The sequence below is a fragment of the Endozoicomonas sp. ONNA1 genome, assembly GCF_024606325.1.
Classification (GTDB): domain Bacteria; phylum Pseudomonadota; class Gammaproteobacteria; order Pseudomonadales; family Endozoicomonadaceae; genus Endozoicomonas_A.
This window is the reverse complement of record NZ_JAHHPN010000700.1, coordinates 1-2,740: the sequence shown is the minus strand read 5'-3', so window position 1 is coordinate 2,740 and position 2,740 is coordinate 1. Positions and strand designations below refer to the sequence as shown.

3 protein-coding genes are annotated in these 2,740 nt (G+C 36.8%); all 3 read left to right on the top strand.

The genetic code is table 11. The annotated features are described in order from the left end of the window. Window positions 1-253: 253 nt before the first annotated feature. Window positions 254-1,540: an ATP/GTP-binding protein gene (locus KDK19_RS16495; RefSeq protein WP_257280595.1), complete on the top strand. Its 1,287-nt coding sequence runs from the start codon at window positions 254-256 to the stop codon at window positions 1,538-1,540. Further along, window positions 1,527-2,243 (top strand): RloB family protein, encoded by a 717-nt coding sequence (locus KDK19_RS16490; RefSeq protein ID WP_257280594.1) that lies wholly within the window; start codon window positions 1,527-1,529, stop codon window positions 2,241-2,243. The genes KDK19_RS16495 and KDK19_RS16490 overlap by 14 nt, the downstream gene beginning before the upstream one ends. 147 nt (window positions 2,244-2,390) lie before the next feature. After that, window positions 2,391-2,633 (top strand): hypothetical protein, encoded by a 243-nt coding sequence (locus KDK19_RS16485; protein WP_257274797.1) that lies wholly within the window; start codon window positions 2,391-2,393, stop codon window positions 2,631-2,633. Window positions 2,634-2,740 lie beyond the last annotated feature (107 nt).

Genomic DNA, 2,740 nt, shown 5'->3' with positions numbered 1-2,740 from the left:
GACCAATTTGCTGCCGCCGCAGTAGGGCAGCTATTCTCGGTCAGGCTCCTAGGCAGGCACTTTCATGATTTTGCCGTGTTACGCTCACTGCGTTTGCGCCCTTACTGCAGGCGTTATGCATCTTGATTAAACTTCAAGCTTGGACGAAAATAGTTCTGTATTTTGCATATAAATGCCATATTTCGCATCTAAAAGGCGCATTAGAGTTGAATTTAAGCTAGAATTACTGTTAATAATTAACTTCGGTAACCCAATGATTATTGAATTTTTTGTAGAAAACTATAAATCAATTAAATCACGGCAATCTTTAAACCTAACAAAAATGCTGGGTAATGAGATGGTCGATAATTCGTTTGAAATTAAAGCATCTAAAAAACTATCTTTATTAAGATCTGCTGTAATTTATGGAGCTAATGCTGCTGGTAAATCAAACTTTGTTTCAGCATTGAAAACCATGCAGTCTATTGTAAAAAAATCGGCTAAGGACTCTCAAAGAGGTGACAAGCTTCCAGTCTCACCGTTTCGCCTATCAAATAAATCTGTTAAAGAGCCAACAGAATTTGAAATTGTCTTTCTTGTTCAAGGAGTAAAATATCAATACGGTTTTTCTCTAACTGAAGATCAAATCAGAGATGAATGGCTTTTTGCCTCTCCCAAGGGTAGGCCGCAGAGGTGGTTTATTCGAGCTTATGATAGTGAAGCTCAAGAGTATGTTTGGGATTTTTCATCGCACTTCCAAGGGCAAAAGCAACTTTGGAAAGATGCGACTAAATCCAACTCTCTTTTCTTATCAACAGCAGTAATGCTGAATAGTGAACAGTTAAAGCCTGTTTTCGACTGGTTTAATAAGTCTTTAAGAGTAGCGGGAATTGACGGCTGGGGACCAGGACTCACCACAAATTTATGTAATGATAAAGACTCAAAGAGCGAAGTTTTAAATTTTTTGAAATCTGCTGATCTAGATATCAATGATATTCATTTAGAAACAAGAAAAATTGAAAAAGATTTTCTGCCAAATAATATGCCAGACGAACTTAAAAATAAAATTATTAATGAATTAGAAGGAAAAGAGATTGTCGATATCAAAACAGTTCACAAAAATTCTGAAGGTGAAGATGTATTTTTTGATCTAAATGAAGAATCTGACGGGACTAGGAAACTATTCTCTTTTGCTGGTCACTGGCTTGATTGCTTAAGAAATGGAAAAGTATTGTTTATTGATGAGCTACATAACAGCTTACATCCAAATATGGTTAAATTCTTAATCAAGTTATTTAATGATCAAAAGACAAATCCACATAATGCACAATTAGTATTTACAACACATGAAACTTCTGTCTTAGATCAACATGTGTTTAGGAGAGATCAGATTTGGTTTTGTAATAAAGATAAAAATCAATCGACAACGATTTATCCTTTAACAGATTTTAGCCCTAGAAAAGGTGTCTCTAATTTAGAGAAGGCATATCTATCAGGTCGTTATGGTGCTTTGCCGCTAGTAAGCAATTTTCAGTTTTTGGGGTCTAATGATGGGCAGTGAAGATTTATTTCACAAAAGAAAAGCTAGAAAAGCAGAGGATAATAAGAGAAATCAAGCTAAGAGAAAACCTTATGATAGAGCATTAATCGTTTCTGAAGGGGAAAAAACAGAGCCGTTTTATTTCGAAGAAATTAGATTGTTTCATGACCTTGACTCTGCAAATATTGAAATAGATGGTTCTTGTGACTCAAGCCCTATAAACGTAGTTAATTATGCTTACAATCTATATCGTAGAGAGCTTTTGTCAGGGGATACATATAATGTAATTTTTTGTATTTTTGATAGAGATCGGCACTCAACATTTTTCGATGCAATTCAGCGTGTTGACGAAATAAATACGGTACTTGCTAAAGACAAATTGGATGATGAAGTAAAATTCATTGCAATAACGTCAAATCCTGCTTTTGAGTTTTGGCTGTTGCTCCATTACAACGCTACGACAAAACCTTATGCTCCTACTCAAAAGAAGAGTGTAGCGGATCAAGCAATTGACGACTTAAGAAAATATCTGCCTGAGTACAAAAAAACTCAAAGAGGATTATATGAGAAATCAATAATTGAAGGAACATTAGCACCTGCTATTGCACACTCGTCAAGAATTTTTGCTAAAGCTAACCGAAATAATGATGCAGAATCCTGTACTAATGTACATGAACTTGTTGTTTACTTACAAAACATGAAGGAAATCAAGAACGACGCATAATCGGGTAAGAGTTTGTCTTTCTCCAACTTTCCCCACACCACTAGGGAAAAATCATGCCCCCCTGAGATCATTGGCCTGTAGCTTATATTTGCTTTCTTTTTAATACGTCTACGGTCTTATAATTGCGCATCAGGATAAGGCCACAGCATGAATGCTCACGATTTGATTTCACAACTCTTTATTATCAGTGACCCACGCCAAGCTTGGAAAGTCGACCACAAGCTAATCAGCTCTGCAGAGCTAACGGCTGAGCAATTGGGTAAGGCCAGCCGAGAGCATTGGCACACCGAGAATAAGCTTCACTGGAAACTCGATGTTGCGATGAAAGAAGACCAGAGTCGCATCCTAAGAAATGACGGAGCACAAATTTCAGGAGCCTGTCGGACTTGAGCGTGCGTAGCGAGGATTGCAAGAAATTGAGGATAAAAGTTTCTGATTCTGGGGAAAATAGCGAGCTATTTGACGAAGAAGCAGGAATTTTTAGACCAATTTATTGC

Coding starts and splice junctions, on each gene's coding strand:
- KDK19_RS16495 (WP_257280595.1), top strand. CDS start 254: ATGATTATTGAATTTTTTGTAGAAAACTATAAATCAATTAAATCACGG.
- KDK19_RS16490 (WP_257280594.1), top strand. CDS start 1,527: ATGATGGGCAGTGAAGATTTATTTCACAAAAGAAAAGCTAGAAAAGCA.
- KDK19_RS16485 (WP_257274797.1), top strand. CDS start 2,391: ATGAATGCTCACGATTTGATTTCACAACTCTTTATTATCAGTGACCCA.